General features: G+C 41.3%; 18 protein-coding genes and 5 tRNA genes. 11 read left to right on the top strand and 12 right to left on the bottom strand.

The window, feature by feature from the left end; translation table 11 throughout:
• The first annotated feature begins 42 nt into the window (after positions 1–42).
• Positions 43–666 carry a peroxiredoxin gene (locus tag V6259_RS13950; protein ID WP_341585028.1) on the top strand — a complete coding sequence of 208 codons (624 nt, stop codon included), beginning with the start codon at positions 43–45 and terminating at the stop codon, positions 664–666.
• A gap of 65 nt (positions 667–731) precedes the next feature.
• Here the strand turns inward: V6259_RS13950 and gloA2 are convergent, their stop codons facing one another.
• A complete protein-coding gene (gene gloA2, locus V6259_RS13945; RefSeq protein WP_341585027.1) occupies positions 732–1,124 on the bottom strand; it encodes an SMU1112c/YaeR family gloxylase I-like metalloprotein in 393 nt (130 codons plus the stop codon).
• Between the two features lie 8 nt (positions 1,125–1,132).
• The gene (locus V6259_RS13940) at positions 1,133–2,086 is read right to left on the bottom strand and encodes a LysR family transcriptional regulator (protein WP_133011708.1); all 954 of its coding nucleotides are present in this window, start codon (positions 2,084–2,086) and stop codon (positions 1,133–1,135) included.
• A 274-nt stretch (positions 2,087–2,360) separates the two neighbouring features.
• On the opposite strand from V6259_RS13940, the gene V6259_RS13935 reads away from it, so the two are divergent.
• Positions 2,361–2,753 (top strand): GFA family protein, encoded by a 393-nt coding sequence (locus V6259_RS13935; RefSeq protein ID WP_165942884.1) that lies wholly within the window; start codon positions 2,361–2,363, stop codon positions 2,751–2,753.
• A 33-nt stretch (positions 2,754–2,786) separates the two neighbouring features.
• Here V6259_RS13935 and V6259_RS13930 read toward each other — a convergent pair whose 3' ends face one another.
• Positions 2,787–3,665 (bottom strand): LysR substrate-binding domain-containing protein, encoded by an 879-nt coding sequence (locus V6259_RS13930; RefSeq protein ID WP_341585026.1) that lies wholly within the window; start codon positions 3,663–3,665, stop codon positions 2,787–2,789.
• Positions 3,666–3,706: 41 nt separating this feature from the next.
• Complete coding sequence (locus V6259_RS13925) at positions 3,707–4,702, bottom strand: 2-hydroxyacid dehydrogenase (RefSeq protein ID WP_341585025.1); 996 nt, start codon at positions 4,700–4,702, stop codon at positions 3,707–3,709.
• 352 nt (positions 4,703–5,054) lie between these two features.
• Here V6259_RS13925 and V6259_RS13920 point away from each other — a divergent pair, with 352 nt between their 5' ends.
• The 4 genes from V6259_RS13920 to V6259_RS13905 all read left to right on the top strand — a co-directional run bounded on the left by V6259_RS13920 (position 5,055) and on the right by V6259_RS13905 (position 8,306).
• Entirely contained in the window at positions 5,055–5,264 is a 210-nt protein-coding gene (locus V6259_RS13920; protein ID WP_024024079.1) for a cold-shock protein, read from the top strand.
• Positions 5,265–5,428: 164 nt separating this feature from the next.
• Positions 5,429–5,980, top strand: a complete 552-nt coding sequence (locus V6259_RS13915; RefSeq protein ID WP_341585024.1) for a DUF2058 domain-containing protein — start codon at positions 5,429–5,431, stop codon at positions 5,978–5,980.
• Positions 5,981–6,427: 447 nt separating this feature from the next.
• Positions 6,428–7,327, top strand: coding sequence for a porin (locus V6259_RS13910; protein WP_341585023.1), 900 nt, complete (start codon positions 6,428–6,430; stop codon positions 7,325–7,327).
• Between the two features lie 271 nt (positions 7,328–7,598).
• The gene (locus tag V6259_RS13905; RefSeq protein ID WP_341585022.1) at positions 7,599–8,306 is read left to right on the top strand and encodes a fumarylacetoacetate hydrolase family protein; all 708 of its coding nucleotides are present in this window, start codon (positions 7,599–7,601) and stop codon (positions 8,304–8,306) included.
• Here the strand turns inward: V6259_RS13905 and V6259_RS13900 are convergent.
• Positions 8,296–8,775 carry a tRNA-uridine aminocarboxypropyltransferase gene (locus tag V6259_RS13900; protein WP_341585021.1) on the bottom strand — a complete coding sequence of 160 codons (480 nt, stop codon included), beginning with the start codon at positions 8,773–8,775 and terminating at the stop codon, positions 8,296–8,298. The two genes, V6259_RS13905 and V6259_RS13900, sit on opposite strands and share 11 nt — an antisense overlap.
• A gap of 277 nt (positions 8,776–9,052) precedes the next feature.
• Between V6259_RS13900 and V6259_RS13895 the strand changes: the two genes are divergently transcribed.
• Both V6259_RS13895 and V6259_RS13890 read left to right on the top strand, forming a co-directional pair.
• Entirely contained in the window at positions 9,053–9,265 is a 213-nt protein-coding gene (locus V6259_RS13895) for a cold-shock protein (protein ID WP_133011700.1), read from the top strand.
• A gap of 121 nt (positions 9,266–9,386) precedes the next feature.
• Entirely contained in the window at positions 9,387–10,043 is a 657-nt protein-coding gene (locus tag V6259_RS13890; protein ID WP_341585020.1) for a glutathione S-transferase, read from the top strand.
• 67 nt (positions 10,044–10,110) lie between these two features.
• Here the strand turns inward: V6259_RS13890 and V6259_RS13885 are convergent, their stop codons facing one another.
• Positions 10,111–10,953, bottom strand: a complete 843-nt coding sequence (locus V6259_RS13885) for an outer membrane protein assembly factor BamD (RefSeq protein ID WP_341585019.1) — start codon at positions 10,951–10,953, stop codon at positions 10,111–10,113.
• A 158-nt stretch (positions 10,954–11,111) separates the two neighbouring features.
• Here V6259_RS13885 and rluD point away from each other — a divergent pair, with 158 nt between their 5' ends.
• The 3 genes from rluD to clpB all read left to right on the top strand — a co-directional run bounded on the left by rluD (position 11,112) and on the right by clpB (position 15,645).
• On the top strand, positions 11,112–12,095 hold the full coding sequence (rluD, locus tag V6259_RS13880) for a 23S rRNA pseudouridine(1911/1915/1917) synthase RluD (RefSeq protein WP_341585018.1): 984 nt from the start codon (positions 11,112–11,114) through the stop codon (positions 12,093–12,095).
• Between the two features lie 91 nt (positions 12,096–12,186).
• On the top strand, positions 12,187–12,945 hold the full coding sequence (pgeF, locus tag V6259_RS13875) for a peptidoglycan editing factor PgeF (protein ID WP_341585017.1): 759 nt from the start codon (positions 12,187–12,189) through the stop codon (positions 12,943–12,945).
• Positions 12,946–13,062: 117 nt separating this feature from the next.
• Positions 13,063–15,645, top strand: coding sequence for an ATP-dependent chaperone ClpB (clpB, locus tag V6259_RS13870; RefSeq protein WP_341585016.1), 2,583 nt, complete (start codon positions 13,063–13,065; stop codon positions 15,643–15,645).
• 83 nt (positions 15,646–15,728) lie between these two features.
• Here clpB and V6259_RS13865 read toward each other — a convergent pair whose 3' ends face one another.
• The 6 genes from V6259_RS13865 to V6259_RS13840 form a co-directional block, all read right to left on the bottom strand.
• A complete protein-coding gene (locus V6259_RS13865; RefSeq protein ID WP_341585015.1) occupies positions 15,729–16,406 on the bottom strand; it encodes a TIGR04219 family outer membrane beta-barrel protein in 678 nt (225 codons plus the stop codon).
• A 156-nt stretch (positions 16,407–16,562) separates the two neighbouring features.
• Positions 16,563–16,637, bottom strand: a tRNA-Gln gene (locus tag V6259_RS13860).
• A gap of 20 nt (positions 16,638–16,657) precedes the next feature.
• Positions 16,658–16,734 (bottom strand) — tRNA-Met (locus V6259_RS13855).
• Between the two features lie 30 nt (positions 16,735–16,764).
• Positions 16,765–16,839: transfer RNA gene (locus tag V6259_RS13850), tRNA-Gln, on the bottom strand.
• Between the two features lie 12 nt (positions 16,840–16,851).
• Positions 16,852–16,928: transfer RNA gene (locus V6259_RS13845), tRNA-Met, on the bottom strand.
• 9 nt (positions 16,929–16,937) lie between these two features.
• Positions 16,938–17,012 (bottom strand) — tRNA-Gln (locus tag V6259_RS13840).
• Positions 17,013–17,082 lie beyond the last annotated feature (70 nt).

The following is a 17,082-nucleotide window of genomic DNA, read 5'->3' as shown; positions in this document are numbered from 1 at the left end:
ACGCAAAATTCAACATTCGTATATTCAAGAGGATTTAATATCATGTCTATTCTAGTTGGTAAAAAAGCGCCAGACTTTATGGCTCCAGCGGTACTTGCTGATGGCCAGATTGTTGACTCATTTAGCTTGTCTGAAACGATTAAAGGAAAATACGCCATCGTATTTTTCTATCCATTGGATTTCACCTTTGTTTGTCCTTCTGAGATCATTGCAATGTCTCATCGTATGGATAAATTCCGTGAAATGGGTGTGGAAGTTGTTGGTGTGTCCATCGATTCTCATTTTACCCATAATGCGTGGCGCAATACTCCAGTAGAAGAAGGCGGGATTGGTCCGGTTGAATATACGCTAGTTGGTGATATGGATCATTCCGTTGCAAAGGCTTACGGTATTGAAGCTGAAGCTGGCGATTCTTATTACCCAGTAGGCGTTGCTATGCGTGCTTCTTTTATTATTGACCAAAAAGGTATTGTTCGTTCACAAATCGTGAACGATGAGCCAATCGGTCGTAATATGGATGAGTTGGTTCGTATTGTTGATGCGCTTCAGTTTTTTGAAGAGCACGGTCAAGTTTGTCCGGCTGGCTGGAATAAAGGCGACAAAGGCATGGTAAACACACCTGAAGGTGTTGCATCTTACTTGTCAGAAAGTGGTAATGCGCTTTAGTCGTTATTAATTAGGTACATGAAAGCACGTATTGGTTTAGCTAATGCGTGCTTTTTTTTGATTTTTTATGTTATTTCGTAGAGTTCTAACGGCAGGTTATCAGGGTCGGCAAAAAAGGTGAAGCGTTGGCCTGTAAGATGGTCTGTGCGTATATCTTCTACTTCAATTTTGTTCTCTTTCAGGTGTTTTACGCAGGCGTCTAAGTCACTGACTGCAAAAGCAAGGTGCCTTAAACCTTGCGCTTCTGGGTGGGAAGGACGTATTGGTGGATGAGGAAATGAAAACAGTTCAATTTGTTCATTCTCATTAATTTTTAAATCTAGCTTAAAAGATTGTCGTTCTTCTCGATAAGTTTCTCGAATAATGTCGAAACCTAACAGTTCGCTGTAAAAGAATTTAGATATTTTGTAGTCTGAGCAAATAATAGCCACATGATGGATGTGTGAAATATTAAACATAGTAGCGCTCATTTTGGATTTATTTTTTTAAGCTCATTTGCAAGTTCAATTACTTGCCTTCTAAACCAAATATGGCTAGCGTCATGATGTAGCAAGGCGCTCCAAATCATTTTAAGCTCTATCTTAGGTATCTTGAAAGGGGGTTCCAGAATGACAAGGTCTGGGTTGTTTCGATTGATCATGGCAACCTTTCTCGGCAGTGTGGCAATGAGGTCTTGTTCAAGCGCAAGATGCATTGCAGTATGGTAGCTTCTAGTGAAAACACGGATACTGCGCTTTCTATTGATGCTTTGCAGGGCTTCATCAACCCAGCCTAGCTTTTGTACGTCGTTCGGGTCCATGCCAACACCAACGCCAAATCCTGTTTTGCTGACCCAAATATGCTGAGACTGTAAGTAGCTTTCAAGATTGAAATTGTTTCTTACCGCATTGTCAGTGCTCATCATGCAGACGAAATCATCATGCCAAACGCTTTTCTCATGAAAGGATTGTGGCAGTTCTTCAAAGCGATTAATCGCCATGTCAATTTTACCAGCTTCCACATCATGAAAGGTAACATCACTTGGTGTCATTATATCAAGAGTAATGCCTGGTGCATTTTCACGTAATCGATTTAAAAGTCTCGGAATTACGGTGGAAGCGGCGTAGTCACTGGCCATTATGCGAAAGACTCGGGTACTTGTTCGTTCGTTAAAGTCCGCTTCAGGTTGTAAGGCTTCTTCGAGTTCTAGTAATACTTTACGAACGATTGGCTGTAACCGAAGCGCTTTTTCAGTGGGTTTCATTCCTTCGCTAGTTCGGACTAATAATGGGTCGTTAAGTAAATCCCTTAGTCTCTTTAGTCCATTACTCATAGCTGGTTGTGTAATGTGTAATTTACTCGCCGCTCGAGTGACGTTACATTCTCGCAATAAGACATCTAAATAAATAAGTAGGTTTAAGTCTATTTTGTTTATATTCATCTTGGTTATGGCAGCCAGCTAGATTGTCGCTTTAGGGTGTTGATTGTATTGACCTTAACGCAAAGTATAACTGAGTATTACTGTTTCTTGAGAACTTTTTAAGAGCGATAGGAAAAGCATTGGCAAGTGGGTTGGTCGGCTTACTCGCTTCTGGCATAATGCAGTCATTCTGATAAGGCTCGTTAGTGCATGTGAAGTTGGTCTAGGGTTGTTTTGTTGCCCTATTGCCTTTTTAGTGTGTTTGTACGGCTTTATGACTTTTTATGGGGTAATAATGAAAGCTTCATGTTTATGTGGTTCTGTTACGTTTACGATAACTTCTCCTTTTATAAGCGCCAGTATTTGCCATTGTAGCCAGTGTAGAAAAACACATGGTGGTACTGGAGCGGCTTATGGTACTTGCTTAAAAGAAGACGTAGAGTGGATTTCGTCGAAAAAAAGAGTGCGTCGCTTTGCGTCATCGGAACGAGTTAGGCGTGGGTTTTGTAAGGATTGCGGTAGTCCAATTTACTATTATCATAAGGATTTCCCTAACCACATTGAAATTTCGTTAGGGGTTTTGGATGAAGAGCCAACTATGGCGCCTGATCACCATTTATTTGTCTCCAGTAAGCCTGATTGGTATGACATAAATGATGATTTAACTCAATATCCAGAGCTTAAGTGAGATTGTGTTGATTGTTAGTTATTCCATTGCTTCTTATAAGGAAGTAATGGAATAACATTGATCGACAAAACTTTGTGCGTTTTTAGTAAGGGCTGTATTTTTCGGGGTGATAATGAGTAGGTTTCGATTGAGCTCCAAAGGCGTTTGGTAAAGTTTAATCAAACCAGAGCTGAGCTCTTGAGATAGGGCTATTCTCGACAAGCAACCTAATCCCATTTTATGAATAACTGCTTGCTTTACCGCTTCCATATGTGCGAGTGAAATAACCACATTCAGCTGTGTTATATTTTTCCCCATTGCTTGTTCAAGTATGTTTCTGGTGCCAGATCCTGCCTCTCTCATGACCCAATCCGCTTCTTGTAAATCATTCCAAGACAGGCTTTCTGGGCGAATTTCTTGTGCTGATCCAAAGACCACTAATTCATCTTTTAACCAGACTTTCGTCATTAGCTCTGCGTGTTGGCAATAACCCTCAATAAAGCCAACTTCCGCTTTGCCTGTTAATAATTGTTGGATTACGTGCTGTGTATTACCAATATCTAAATTAAATCTTATATTGGGGTGTTGTTGTTTAAATATCGACATCTGTTCTGGAAGTAGATAGTTCCCAACACTTACACTGGCCGCAATATGGAGCGATCCGCTTAGCTCGTCATCACTTCCCATGCTTTCTATTTGTTCTATCTGGCTTAGAACGGCTCGCGCTTGAGGTAAAAGATGCCTAGCCTGAGGCGTAATTTGTAAGCGCTTTCCATGCCTTCTAAAAAGTGACTGCCCCAATAATGCTTCTAGTTCACGCAAGGCCTGGCTGGCGGCTGGTTGGCTAATAGATACCATTTCGGCGGCAGCGGTCACTGAACCGGTATGGACTACGGCTTCAAAAATTTGTAATTGTCTTAAAGTTATTCTCATGGGCTCATTGTATCCGCATTTGGATTTTGATGAGTAGCCATTTAAGCATTTAATAAACGCGAGCAGGGATCGCCTTTAGCATGCAATATTAAATTATCTACAGTGGTTGCAGCGATATGCTCTAACGCTTCTTGGGTAAAAAAGCCTTGGTGCCCAGTAACAACAACATTCGGGAAGGTCAGCATTAGCTGAAAGACGCTGTCCTGGATGATGTGTGAAGACATATCCTCAAAGAATATTGCATTTTCTTGCTCATAAACATCCAGTCCTAAATAGCCAATTTTACCTGTATAGAGCGCATCGATGGCTTCTTGTGCATTGACTAAAGCGCCTCGGCTGGTATTAATAATCATGACGCCGTCTTTCATTTCAGCCAGACTGTTTTTGCCAATTAAATGATGAGTGGAGGCATTGAGAGGACAGTGCAAACTAATAATATCACTTTCGTTATAAAGCGTTTCTAGGTCTGTATATTCACACCCTGCTTCTAGTAGTGCTTCGTTAGGTGTTACATCGTAACAAATGACCCTACAGCCAAAGCCTTTCATAATACGGCAAAAAGCTTGCCCTATGCGTCCGGTGCCAATGCAGCCAACGGTTCTGCTTTGGATATTGAAGCCGAGCAGGCCTTCAAGAGCAAAGTTACCTTCTTTTACTCTATGATAGGCAATGTGCGTTTTTCTATTTAGCGTCATGATGAGCGCAACCGCGTGTTCTGCCACGGAAGTAGGGCTGTAATCAGGGACATGATAGACCTTAATTCCAGCTGCTTTAGCGGCGGATAAATCCACATTGTTGAATCCTGCACAACGTAGCGCGATGGCGGTGAGCCCATGTGCTGCTAAATAGTCAATTACGTGACAATTAATATCGTCGTTTACAAAACAAGAAACCGCGTCAAAGCCTTTTGCTAGTGCCATCGTCTCTGGGCTAAGTCTACTTTCTAAATAGACTAATTCGATCGCTGGTGTTTTTGTCACAGCATCGGACAGTGTTCTTTTGTCGTAAGGTTTGCATGAAAAAACAGCCACTTTCATAATTGTTAGCTCCAATAGCGCTTTGTTTAGGGTTTAAAAAGTATACTAAGGTGGTTGGGAAAGAAACTATTCGATTCTTTGTTTCTTTATAGAGTATTGATTTGACTCAAGATAACTACTTTTAGCCATTATCTTGATAAAAATTGTTGAAAACTTGATTGACCTGATGACGGAAAGCGGACTACAATCAATTTCGTTTAAAAGAGTTGGCAATATTTATGTCCAGAGTTGCGAATACTACGTCATGTATGTTCCGTCCTGTTAAGTCATAAGTAATACCGAGTTTTTTTAGCACAACAACGTATGATGATAACATCTACGTGTAAATTAACTTACCTACAGGAAAACAGACATGTCTGACGTAGTAACTGGTACAGTAAAGTTCTTCAACGAAACTAAAGGTTTCGGTTTCATTACTCAGGATTCAGGTCCTGATGTTTTTGTTCACTTCTCTGCAATCAACACTTCTGGTTTCAAAACTTTGGCTGAAGGCCAAAAAGTTGAATTCCAAGTAGCTCAAGGCAAAAAAGGCCCTGAAGCTCAAAACGTTACACCTTTATAAGGTAACGTTGCTGAGGTTGATCTCAGCAGTGCGAATGCTAAAAAGCGACTTTTAAGTCGCTTTTTTTGTTTTTGTCCAAAATGGAAAACTTAACTTTACGTTACTCGAATACAAGATTTGATTATTATCGAATGTGTTACTTAGCATAGAAAAGAGGTGATTTGATGGCGGCTAAATCATTGCAGGAGCAGCTCTTAGGAGCGGGGCTTGTTAATAAAAAGAAAGCAAATAAGCTAAAAGCGGAAAAACTGCAACATAAACAGAAAGTAAAAAATGGCAAAGCGGCTGCTCAAGATGATAGTGAGCGCCAGTTAGAGCTAAAAAAACAGCGTGAAGAAAAAGCAGAGAAAGATCGTCAGCTGAATTTAGAGAAGCAAAAAGAGCTCGAGAAAAAGGCGATACAAGGCCAAATACGTCAAATGATTGTGCAAAATAAAATCATCAAGCAAAACGGTGATATTGCCTATCATTTTACCGATGAAAAAAAGGTTAAGAAGCTTTATGTTAATCAAGCGATGCACGATGACTTAACAAAAGGACGTTTAGCTATTGCTAAGCTAGACAGCGGCTATGAGCTTATCCCTGAGCCTGTTGCGCTAAAGATTATAGAGCGAGACGAGCAGTATATTCTTGTTTGTAATAGCCGCACTGAGAGGGTCGAGGATGAAGAGGATCCTTATGCAGATTTTCAGATCCCAGATGACCTTATGTGGTAATGAACACAGTCTCTTTCTCCGGTGTTTGCTCAAAACACCGGAAATACCTAGATAACGCGCATTTAAAAGCTCTGCTATAAATACACATCTCTCAATCTTCTGTTCTTTTTTAGGATCATTGTTGATTTTCAAGAAAATGACATATTTTTTCTTTATTACCTTATTTCTTGCGAATATGGTGGTATATTAGCCTCTGCACGGTGTGGAAATTATGCAAATAACGACTATAAATACCTGATTTATATTGCATTTATATTAATTTAAGAAGAAGTCTTCACATCTTTTTAAAACTGTGTATATAATAATGACGAAATAAGGATAAATTGTGCAACATAATGCCTTGTTGTTGCCTATTTCGTAAGAATGTTTAGATTGTTTGATTGTTGCTTGCACATATCAAGCGCTCATAATAAAGAACGCAATACATCATCTATAAGGGAAACGAGAATGAAAAAATCAATTGTCGCTCTTGCAGTTACTAGCGCTGCTTTTGCCTCTATCTCTGCTTACGCAGCAGATACTACAACGGCTAATTTTTACGGTAATATTCAATACGGCTTCCAAGATACAAAAGGCGGCGGTGAAGTTTTTGATAACGGTTCAGCGTTAGGTTTTAATGGCGAGTCAGTTATTGATGATTCAACTACTGCCTTTTTTAACATTAAATACAAAGTGCCATTAATTAAACAAGGTTATCAAAAGGTAAAATTGGACACTGCTGAAGTAGGCGTTAAAGGTAACTTTGGTAAAGTTCGTGTAGGTACTTTTGATGGTATCTATAATGATGCTGTTCAAGATGGTATCGACAACTCTGAAGCTTTATCTTGGGACTCTAATGACGTTTCTCCTGAAGGTGATACTGTTGCGTATTACTCTCCATCTATGAATGGCTTTGAATTTCAAGTGTCGCTTCAAGGTTCTGGTTCAAATAGTTCAGTAGGCGGTTCAACAGGTAATTCGGCTATGGCTGTTGTTAAATACTCTACAGATATGTTCACTGTAGCGGCAGCTTACGATGCTCGTAAAAATGCGACAACTGCTGTTGACAAATCGACTACTGGTATTAAATTAACTGTAGCGCCTATGGAAAATGTTACTCTAGCGCTTAACTACGAAAGCCTACAAGATACTCAAAAAGTAACTGGTCTAGGTGCAACGTACGGTTACGGTATGGGTACTATTTACGCGGCTGTTGGACATGTTAGTCCAAACGGTTCTGCATCTAGCTACGGCCAATCTGAAATTGGTGCTAACTACAGCATAAACAGCTCTATGTATGTTTATCTTGAAACTGGATCAGTTAATAGTATCTCTACTTCAAATGTTGGTGTAGTTTACTCTTTCTAAGATTCTCGTAGCCTAACTTTAGGTGATGTGAAACTTTATACTTTATGAGACTTTTTATTTAAGTTTTATATTAAAAGCATCAGTTTACTGATGCTTTTTTTTGTCTGTATGAAAGTTGGCTGCTCTTTTTTAGTTGTTTATTTAGTAATATTCTGAATATACTGACTATTTCTTACTGCACGATAAGAAGCGAGTAATTGGCTTTACTAATAATCCTCTCCCTCTTATGCTACTTCATAATAAAAACATCTAAAGAGTCGCGAGGAATGTAATGAAGTATATCGTCGAAAAGCAACCTGCTGTGTTGTTGCCAGTCACTAATAGCGATGATCTTTTTCCAGTCGGTCGAGTGTATTGCGTAGGGCGAAACTATGCTGAGCATTCTCGTGAAATGGGTGATGATCCAGACCGTGATCCTCCTTTCTTTTTTTGTAAAGATGCTTCTTGTGTTTTTCCTGTGTCTTATGGTGTAAACAATACCATCCGTTATCCTATGGCAACCTCTCAGTTTGAGTATGAGGTTGAGTTGGTGGTTGCCCTTGGTAAAGGAGGGATGAATTTATCTCTCGATCAGGCTAAAGACTCGGTTCTTGGTTATGCGGTTGGCTTGGACATGACGCGTCGTGATCTGCAGGGGCAAGCTAAGAAACAAGGACGACCATGGGAGGTGGGTAAATCGTTTGATCAGTCTGCGCCGATTGGTCCTATTACTCTTCACAGCCCTGAGTTGGCCGTTAGTGTTGCTTCAAGTGCTATATCCTTATCAGTAAATGGCGAGATAAAGCAAACTAGTAGCGTGGCTAATTTGACTTGGTCTATAGAAGAAGTGATTTGTAAGCTATCAGAGGTGTTTGAGTTGCGACCTGGGGATCTTATTATGACGGGGACGCCGGAGAATGTAGGCCCTGTCGTGATGGGTGATAGTATGTTGGCTAGCATTGATATGCTGGGTGATATTACCGTTTCTGTTACTGGTTAAACTCTAGAAACCTCTCTTTTAGTGCTGCTGCTTGTGGGTATTTCGCTTTATTTAAAAGATGGATGACCACTTCTGCAGTGCAAAGGCCTGCTTCTTTTTGATTTTTACGTTTTGTGTAAATTGATTTTTCTCCTTGGATTTCATAATGAGGGAAGTTTTTTAGGTAGGGGGATTGGTTGTACATTTTTCTGGCCTGCTGCCAGGTTCCATCTAAGATGATTATATTTTGAATGCTTGAAAAAGTGTCGCTTTCAAGGGTAGGAGAATCCTGATTGACTAAATAGACGATGGCGGTTGTGCTGGGGTTCAATGCCAATAGCTCAGGATGTGGGTTTTTTCTAGCCCATTCAATCATTCTACATTGGGCCATTAATACTTCTTGTACTAATTTCCCCGTTCCCGTTTTTTTCTTTCTCTCTTCACTGTGTGTTAATAACCAAATATTCATATTGGATGTCTTTACCCTCATTTTTGTTTTTCTATTATAATGGTATTTAATGGGAAATATTGAATTCGATCCTGATAAGTTATTAGTTTTTATATAAATCTTACATTTAATTACAAACTTTTTTGTAATGGGCTTCCCATTTGTTTTTCTTCGTCATATGATCAAAGCCTTAGTGTGTTTTTTAATCTATTTTCAGGTTTATAGATTGAGCGCTTTTAGATAGACTAAAAGATTATATTCTTTTAGTTTTAAATAAGGTGTTAAATTAATAGCACCATAAAAGAGAAATGAGGTTTTTATGTCAGGTCAATTAGTTTCCGGAATTGTTAAATGGTTTAATGACGAGAAAGGTTTTGGGTTCATTGAGCGTGAAGGTGGTCCAGATGTGTTTGTTCATTTTCGTTCAATTAACGGTGACGGCCGTAAAACTTTGACAGAAGGTCAAAAAGTCTCTTTTGAAGTAACTCAAGGCCAGAAAGGTCCTCAAGCTGAGAACGTAACCGCTATCTAGGTAATGAGCGATAGAGGTCACTTTAGCGATTTAAAAAGCCATGCCCTTGTGTGGTTTTTTTATGTCTCTCTTTTGCTGTATATTCAAACGTATATTGAGTTACAGGTCTTGTGAGCAGATTTTGAATCCTATTTTATATTCCTTTCGTCGTTGTCCTTACGCGATAAGAGCAAGATATTGCCTTGCTATCTTAGATGTTCGTGTAGAAATAAGAGAAGTTGTTTTAAAAAATAAACCTGATGCTTTGTTGTTGCTCGGTGGTCGTACCAGTGTTCCTCAGCTGATTGACTCAAGGGGGCAGCGTTTTGCTGAAAGTTTAGATATTATTTTTTGGTCATTGGAAAATACAAATAACCAAACGTTAGTAAATTCTTTATGGCCGTGCGAGCGTACTAGGCAGCAAAAATTATTGTCTTGGATACATTATAATGACCATTTCTTTAAATATTGGTTAGATCGTTATAAATACGCAGACCGTTATCCAGAGTTTTCAGAGGAATATTATCGTTGTCGCGCAGAGGTGTTTCTGCGTAGGTTAGAGGGTCGATTAAAAAGCCATGCTTTTATAATGAGTGATTCATTGTCTCTTGCTGATATTTGTCTTTTTCCTTTTGTTCGTCAGTTTGCTGCTGTTGATCATGCCTGGTTTAACGGTAGTCGTTATGTAGAAGTGAGGCGCTGGCTGTCAGAGTTTTTGGCATCGGAGCTATTTTCTATTGTTATGAGAAAATATGAAAAGTGGGAAAATGGACAGCAGATGCGGACTTTTCCTGATTGAGGTTTTGTAAAAAGCTAACAGCAGAAGTTGTGCGCTGTTAGCTTTTTGTTTGCTAGTTTTTTATTTTCTAGTCACTGAGGCCAAAACTTACCCAATACCAAAAGCTTGGGTTTGCGTCACTTGGCAATGGTAGTGGTATGAAATTCCCTTCTTTATTAAGGTGAGGGGAGTTTGGGTAATTGTTCTTCAGCACGGATAAGTTTAATTGTGCTAAATCAGTGAGATTAAGGTCATTATAAGACTGAATCGTGATTGCTAAAGCCTCTTCCACTGATGTTGACGTTGGATAGTGGTCGATAACCGCCTGACCTCGACGTAAAGCCGAAAGAGGGGCTTTGCGTTTTAGATAGTAACGAGCAACTTGTAACTCATGGCGAGCGATTGTGTTGCGCAAGAAGATCATGCGCGCTTTGCCGTCAGGTGCGTACTTGCTGTTAGGGTATCTTTGTAAGAAGTCTCCCATTTCTCTAAAGGCTTTTTGCAGCTCTTGTGAATCTGTTTTACTAGGATCGCTATCTAGATAGCGTTGGAGAAGACTTTCAGATCCGGTATAAGTCGATAAAGCTCGCATGTAATACGCATAGTCAATGGCATCATGGTCTGGGTGGTTTTTTATAAAACGCTCAGCTGTTGAGTGAGCGGAAATATAATCTCCAGATTCGTATTGCGCGTAGATTAGATCCAGCTCTGCGCGAGTACTAAACTCGCCAAATGGATAGCGAGAGTCTAAATCTTGTAGATTTTTGACTGCCGTTGCTGGAAGATTTTCGGCGAAAGCTTGTTGAGCTTTTTCATAATAAGCATGTTCTGGGAGGTCCGGTTCTTGAACCTGTTTGCTTGAACATGCCGCAAGAAGTAAAGAAAAACTGGCGATTCCTGCGAATCGGAGCAGCGAGCGATTAAATCCCATGTATAATCAAAACCTTGAAGTGGTAAATTAGCCTCTATCGGCATTTTGTAGCGTTCTATTGCGAAATCAAAGTAAAAGGCAAGATGCTACACGTTTTTTCACATTCAGATCTTATGATAAAATCAAAGGTCTGAAAACAACAGATTGAAATACATTGTATGGCAGAGCGCATAGTAAAAGAAGCCCAGGTCCCTTTTGATTTGGGTGGTACTCGTTTCGACCAAGTAGCGACTGAGCTATTTAATGATTATTCCCGTTCGAGAATCAAGATTTGGATAAAAGAGGGAACCCTTCTTGTCGATGGTAAAATCACCAAACCAAAAGAGAAGTTGTTTGGTGGTGAAGTGATAACGCTTGACGTTGTTCTTGAGGACCAGGAAGACCATGAGGCACAAGAAATGCCACTGGATATCATTTATGAAGATGATGATATTATTATTGTAAATAAACCGGCAGGCTTGGTAGTTCACCCTGCTGTGGGTAACCGAGATGGCACGTTAATGAATGCCATTTTGCACCACGCGCCAGAAACAGCCCATGTGCCTAGAGCGGGTATTGTTCATCGTCTAGACAAAGAAACAACCGGTTTGATGGTAGTTGCAAAAACTTTGGCGGCGCAAACAGATCTAGTGGCTCAGCTGCAAGAGCGTAGCATGGGGCGTGAGTATGAGGCTGTTGCTATTGGTGAGATGACTGGTGGTGGGGTTGTTGATGAGCCTATTGGGCGTCATCCTCATAACCGTCAGAAAATGGCGGTTGAGCCGGTGCATGGTAAAGACGCTGTGACTCACTATCGATTAGTGAAGCGTTTTAAAAACCATACGCACATACGTCTTAAGCTTGAAACAGGGCGTACACACCAGATTCGTGTTCATATGGCGTATATTCAATATCCGTTACTTGGTGATCCACAATATGGTGGACGCCTTAAAATGCCAAAAGCGTGTACGCCAGGCTTACAAGAGGCATTACGAGGGTTTCGCCGTCAGGCGCTGCATGCCAAAAAGCTAGAGTTATCACACCCTATTACGGGGGAGTGGATGCAATGGGAGATTGATCTTCCTGAGGATATGCAGTTGCTATTAGATGCCTTGAAAAAGGATCTGAAAGAATCGGACAGCGATGACTCGGAATATTTCTAATAAAAAAGCAGCTTCGGCTGCTTTTTTTTGCCCTGTTTTATTGCTCTGCTTTACTCTCTGTTCTTAATGGATTTTTTTATTGGAGAAAAATGTGACCGGCAAATCATCTCAAGCTTATTTAACCCCTTCATGGCCAGTGCCAGCTAATGTAAAGGCGTATGTATCAACGCGAAAGGGCGGTGTCAGTCAGGGAGAGTTTAGTTCGCTTAATTTAGGGGCGCATGTTGGTGATAAAATGAGTGATGTGCAAACTAACCGCCAACTTTTTTCGTCTATTGTTGCTATGCCAGACAGTTTGATCTGGCTTAATCAGGTGCATGGAATTGATGTTGCTGTGTTACCTAATGATTGTGGCTCTATTGCTGCTGATGCTGCGACTACGACAGAGCTAGGGCAGGTCTGTGCAGTATTGACAGCTGACTGTCTCCCCGTATTTTTTTGTAATAAGTCGGGTACTCAAGTTGCAGTTGCTCATGCTGGCTGGCGCAGTTTGTGCTCTGGTGTCCTAGAGGAAACTTTGAGCCACTTCAATGTATCGGATGACATTGTAGTTTGGTTGGGACCAGCTATCGGTCCTGAAGCCTTTGAAGTAGGGGGCGAGGTTCGAGACGCTTTTATTGAGCGGCAGAAAGAGGCAGAAGCGGCATTTACACTTCAGAATAATGGAAAGTGGTTAGGTGATCTTTATTTGTTGGCTCGCCAAAGGTTGGTCGCCCAAGGTGTGACTGAAGTGTATGGTGGCGATTTTTGTACTTATCAAAATGAAGATCAATTCTTTTCTTATCGGCGCGATGGTAAGACTGGAAGAATGGCCTCGGTTATTTGGTTGGAAGAGTTGTTCAGCGTGTGAAAAATTGTTTTTTTTATTGATGAGTGTCAAAAAAATGACACTCCCCTATTGAAAAGGCATTAAGCGGACCTATTTAATCAGTAACAAAAGATATTTCCCTTTTTCAAGGAGGTCAAAATGCAAATCGACCATTTAACGAGCAAGCTTCAGTTGGCACTTTCCGATGCACAATCCATTGCGCTTGGGCAGGATCATTCTTATATAGAACCTCTTCACTTAATTATTGCTTTGATGGATCAGCAGGGCGGTAGCACTCGTCCGATTCTCCAGCAAGCGGGTATTCAGGTAGCGAAATTTCGAGAAGGCTTAAACGCCCTGCTAGATCGTTTACCGAAAGTGAATGACCATGATGGCAATGTGCAGATCTCACCTGAATTGGGGCGTCTGTTTAACTTAGCGGATAAAGAGTCACAAAAACGAAAAGATCAATTTATTTCATCTGAATTGGTCTTAATGGTCATGTTTGATGGTAAAGATGATTTAGCAAAAGCATTAAAAGCGACAGGTGTGACGAAGGCTGATATTGCTTCGGTTATTGATAATGTTCGTGGTGGCGATTCAGTTGATGACCCAAATGCTGAGGAGAATCGTCAGGCACTTGATAAATATACTGTGGATCTAACCGCTAAAGCGGCTGAAGGTAAATTGGATCCTGTGATTGGTCGAGATGATGAAATTCGTCGCACTATTCAGGTGCTTCAGCGTCGTCGCAAAAACAACCCTGTGCTTATTGGTGAGCCCGGTGTTGGTAAGACCGCTATTGTGGAAGGTTTAGCGCAGCGCATTATTAATGGCGAAGTTCCAGAAGGATTGAAAAATAAACGAGTCCTATCGTTAGATATGGGTACCTTGATTGCTGGCGCGAAATTTCGTGGTGAATTTGAAGAGCGCCTGAAAGCGGTGCTGAATGAGTTGTCTAAGCAAGAAGGGCAAATCATCCTGTTTATTGATGAGATTCACACCATGGTTGGGGCTGGTAAAGCGGAAGGCTCTATGGATGCGGGTAATATGCTGAAGCCAGCATTGGCTCGCGGTGAGCTTCATTGTGTAGGCGCGACCACACTAAATGAATATCGCCAGTATATTGAAAAAGATGCTGCTCTTGAGCGTCGTTTTCAAAAAGTCTTAGTCGAAGAGCCTACGGTGCTGGATTCGATTGCGATTTTGCGTGGTTTGAAAGAACGTTATGAAGTGCATCACGGTGTGGATATTACTGATGCAGCGATTATTGCGGCGGCCAAGTTGTCCCAGCGTTATATTACGGATCGCCAATTGCCTGATAAGGCCATTGATTTGATCGATGAGGCGGCGAGTCGAATTCGCATGGAAATGGATTCTAAGCCTGAGGATATGGATCGCCTAGAGCGCCGTTTGATTCAATTAAAAATTGAGAAAGAAGCGCTTAAGAAAGAAAAAGACAAGGCTTCTAAGGTGCGCTTAGGAGAATTGGAGGAAGAAATTGAGGTGCTGCAGAAGCAGTATTCTGATTTAGAAGAGATTTGGAATGCTGAAAAAGCCTCTCTTCAGGGGGCGCAAAAATTAAAAGAAGAGTTGGAGTCTGTCAAGCAGGAAATGGAAGAAGCTCGTCGTAAAGGTGATTTGGCAAAAATGTCAGAACTGCAATACGGTGTTATTCCAATGCTGGAAGCGGAGATCGTAAAAGCGGGTCAAGCTGAAGAGCAGGCTGAAACGACGCTGTTGAAAAATCGAGTGACAGAAGAAGAAATTGCTACGGTCGTGTCTCGTTGGACTGGTATTCCAGTAGATAAGATGCTGGAAGGCGAAAGGGATCGTTTGTTGCGCATGGAAGATGCGTTGCATGAGTCTGTTATTGGACAAGATGAGGCCGTTCATGCTGTTTCTAATGCGGTAAGGCGCTCCCGTTCTGGATTGGCAGATCCTGATCGCCCTAATGGCTCATTTCTCTTTCTAGGGCCTACTGGTGTCGGTAAAACCGAGTTATGTAAGTCATTGGCCACGTTCTTATTTGATACTGAGCAGGCGATGGTGCGAATTGATATGTCTGAGTTTATGGAGAAGCACTCTGTGGCTCGATTGATCGGTGCGCCTCCAGGCTATGTTGGCTATGAAGAAGGCGGTTATTTGACCGAGGCAGTAAGGCGACGTCCGTACTCTGTGTTGTTGCTTGATGAAATAGAAAAGGCGCATCCAGATGTATTTAATATTTTACTTCAAGTGTTGGATGATGGTCGTTTAACAGATGGCCAAGGTAGAACGGTGGACTTTAGAAATACCGTTATTGTTATGACGTCGAATCTTGGCTCTGATGTTATTCAAGGGTACCAATCCGATGATCAATATGAAGAAATTAAGTCTAAAGTGATGGAAGTGGTGGGTATGCACTTCAGGCCTGAATTTATTAACCGCATAGATGAGACGGTCGTTTTCCATCCATTAATGCAGGCGCAAATTAAAGGCATTGCTAAAATTCAATTGGCGCATCTAAATGATCGATTGAGTGAAATGGGGATGACTTTGACCTTGTCAGAGCCTGCGTCAGATCAGTTGGCGGAGATAGGTTATGATCCTATTTACGGAGCTCGACCTTTGAAGCGAGCTATACAGCAATGGATAGAGAATCCATTAGCGAACCAATTGTTGTCTGGGGACTTTGTTTCAGGCGATCATATTCTTGCGAATGTCGTAGACAAAAAAATTGTTTTTACTAAGTCTGCTTAATTTATTCGAGTAATCGTTTTACTTATTGTTTAGCTAAAAAAAGCCTCGCTGATTCAGCGAGGCTTTTTTATGCAGTCGCTTTTTTAGAAATCGACAAAAGCACCGATAAAGACGCCAGAGAAATCGCTTTTAACGTTTTTCCCGCCGATGTCGCTTAGGTCTAGGTTCATTTTGCGATAGCCGCCTTCGATACCGACTAAGAAAGGCGTTTCGTATTTTACTTTTAAAGTAGTGTCTGTGATGCTTGAGCCATCGAAACCGCCAGCTTTCACTTCACCACCAAAGGATAGGCGAGTACCTGGGACAGTGACGTATCCAGAAAGGTAGCCAAGTGGGTAAGAGTCAGATAAATCTGTTTTAGAGCCTGCTATCGTCACAGAACCATCAAATTTACGTAGGGTTAGGCCGGCGTCTAGGTCGATCCAAAGAAGCCCATCAAGAAATTCGTAGTAAAGTGTGTAATCTTGGTGAGAAAGGTCTAACTTGGCAGATGAACCACCAACTGATCCGTTTGCTTTCAAGCTAAGGCTTTGGAATCGAACGTTAGGGATGATAGGTAGCGGGTGTTCAAAAGCAATACCAAAATAGGTGCCGCTTTTTCCATCAAGATCGGCAGACTGTTTGCTGCTACCGTGATTGTTGATAAAGCTATTATCGGCGCTTGGAGAGTAAGAACCAACCTCGGCGGTAAGACCAAGAACATCGGCATGCGCTGCGCCTGCTAGTAAAGCAGTGGTAAGGACTAGGGCTGATTTCATCATAATGTAGCATCCATAAATGAAAGATTGACAAATTTCTTCCATTATAGGTCTTCAGGTAACAAAATCCAGAAAAATAAGGAGTAAGAAAGAAGTAATGAGGATGTCAGTATGGAGTTAATGCATTATGAGGTGGTGGTGTGTGCGATGTGGATATGATGGCTGGGGTAGCAGGATTCGAACCTACGCATGACAGGATCAAAACCTGTTGCCTTACCGCTTGGCTATACCCCAAAAATCATATTATCGTCGAGTGGTGGCTATGACTAGATTCGAACTAGTGACCCCATCATTATGAGTGATGTGCTCTAACCAACTGAGCTACATAGCCTAAACTCTATTTTTGTACTTTGTCTTTCGATGGCTGGGGTAGCAGGATTCGAACCTACGCATGACAGGATCAAAACCTGTTGCCTTACCGCTTGGCTATACCCCAATATCGAATTGTTGGTGGCTATGACTAGATTCGAACTAGTGACCCCATCATTATGAGTGATGTGCTCTAACCAACTGAGCTACATAGCCGTCGTCTATTGGCTGGGGTAGCAGGATTCGAACCTACGCATGACAGGATCAAAACCTGTTGCCTTACCGCTTGGCTATACCCCAATAGACTATCACAAGGACAGTTTTCGTATTACGATCTGCTGTCTCTGTGGCGCGATATTATTCATATAAG

This window comes from Marinomonas sp. TI.3.20, assembly GCF_038155025.1.
Taxonomy (GTDB): Bacteria; Pseudomonadota; Gammaproteobacteria; order Pseudomonadales; family Marinomonadaceae; genus Marinomonas; species Marinomonas flavescens.
Note: the sequence above shows the minus strand (reverse complement) of the source record. Positions and strands in the feature narration are given on the sequence as shown.

Coding starts and splice junctions, on each gene's coding strand:
- V6259_RS13920 (WP_024024079.1), top strand. CDS start 5,055: ATGTCTGACGTAGTAACTGGTACAGTAAAGTTCTTCAACGAAACTAAA.
- V6259_RS13925 (WP_341585025.1), bottom strand. CDS start 4,702: ATGAAAGTGGCTGTTTTTTCATGCAAACCTTACGACAAAAGAACACTG.
- clpB (WP_341585016.1), top strand. CDS start 13,063: ATGCAAATCGACCATTTAACGAGCAAGCTTCAGTTGGCACTTTCCGAT.
- V6259_RS13905 (WP_341585022.1), top strand. CDS start 7,599: ATGAAGTATATCGTCGAAAAGCAACCTGCTGTGTTGTTGCCAGTCACT.
- V6259_RS13950 (WP_341585028.1), top strand. CDS start 43: ATGTCTATTCTAGTTGGTAAAAAAGCGCCAGACTTTATGGCTCCAGCG.
- V6259_RS13915 (WP_341585024.1), top strand. CDS start 5,429: ATGGCGGCTAAATCATTGCAGGAGCAGCTCTTAGGAGCGGGGCTTGTT.
- V6259_RS13930 (WP_341585026.1), bottom strand. CDS start 3,665: ATGAGAATAACTTTAAGACAATTACAAATTTTTGAAGCCGTAGTCCAT.
- V6259_RS13895 (WP_133011700.1), top strand. CDS start 9,053: ATGTCAGGTCAATTAGTTTCCGGAATTGTTAAATGGTTTAATGACGAG.
- gloA2 (WP_341585027.1), bottom strand. CDS start 1,124: ATGTTTAATATTTCACACATCCATCATGTGGCTATTATTTGCTCAGAC.
- rluD (WP_341585018.1), top strand. CDS start 11,112: ATGGCAGAGCGCATAGTAAAAGAAGCCCAGGTCCCTTTTGATTTGGGT.
- V6259_RS13865 (WP_341585015.1), bottom strand. CDS start 16,406: ATGATGAAATCAGCCCTAGTCCTTACCACTGCTTTACTAGCAGGCGCA.
- V6259_RS13885 (WP_341585019.1), bottom strand. CDS start 10,953: ATGGGATTTAATCGCTCGCTGCTCCGATTCGCAGGAATCGCCAGTTTT.
- V6259_RS13940 (WP_133011708.1), bottom strand. CDS start 2,086: ATGAATATAAACAAAATAGACTTAAACCTACTTATTTATTTAGATGTC.
- V6259_RS13900 (WP_341585021.1), bottom strand. CDS start 8,775: ATGAGGGTAAAGACATCCAATATGAATATTTGGTTATTAACACACAGT.
- V6259_RS13935 (WP_165942884.1), top strand. CDS start 2,361: ATGAAAGCTTCATGTTTATGTGGTTCTGTTACGTTTACGATAACTTCT.
- V6259_RS13910 (WP_341585023.1), top strand. CDS start 6,428: ATGAAAAAATCAATTGTCGCTCTTGCAGTTACTAGCGCTGCTTTTGCC.